The sequence below is a fragment of the Streptomyces sp. WAC06614 genome (assembly GCF_003949795.1).
GTDB lineage: Bacteria > Actinomycetota > Actinomycetes > Streptomycetales > Streptomycetaceae > Streptomyces.
The window spans coordinates 1-721 of record NZ_RPRY01000761.1; the positions used below are offsets into that span (position 1 = coordinate 1).

Genomic DNA, 721 nt, shown 5'->3' on the forward strand with positions numbered 1-721 from the left:
CGTCCGGGCGCGTCCGTCCTGTGCCTGGCCGTCACGGCCCGGGTGGACCTGTGCAACACCGGACGCACGGGCCTGAGCCCCTGGTCCGCGGGACCCGCTAGCGGGTCACCGCGGACCAGGGGCTCAGGCCCATGCGTCCGGTGTTGCCCAGGTCCACCGGGGCGGTGAGGGTCAGGGAGAGGACGGGTGCGCCCGGGCGGGGCCGGACCTCCAGGGAGCGGCCCTCCGGGGCGGGGCCGTTCACGTCGGTGACCGTGTTGCGCCACAGCAGCCCGAACGACGCCTCCTCGCCCGGCCGGAGCACGACCGGCTCCGGCGGTTCGTCGAACCGCGTCCCGCCGGCCACCCCGTACGACCCGTGCCCGATGTCGACCGGCACCGGGGCCCCGCCCCGGTCCAGCACCCGTACCTCGGGCCAGCCGTCGAGCGCGTAGGACCCCGTCCCGCAGTTCACCAGCCGCACCGACGCCACCCGCAGCCCCATGGCCGCGTCCCCGGGCCCCTCGGACAGCCGGACCCCGCCCGCCGGACAGGCCTCGGCCCCACCGGAACCGCCGCCCGGCGAGGGCGTCACCCGCGCCGTTCCCGGAGTCCCCTCGGGCCGGCCGCTCCTGGCCGTCGGCCCGGGCGCCGGCTGCGGCGCCGGCGCCACCTCGCACCCGACGAGCACCGCCGCCAGCACGGCCACGCCTCCCAGCGCACCCCCCGCCGGACCCCGCCC

At 79.3% G+C, this 721-nt stretch carries 1 protein-coding gene; it reads right to left on the reverse strand.

The genetic code is table 11. From position 1 onward, the window contains the following. Positions 1–97 precede the first annotated feature (97 nt). The coding region (locus EF918_RS36355; RefSeq protein WP_148141382.1) for a DUF4232 domain-containing protein at positions 98–721 on the reverse strand (624 nt) is incomplete at its 5' end.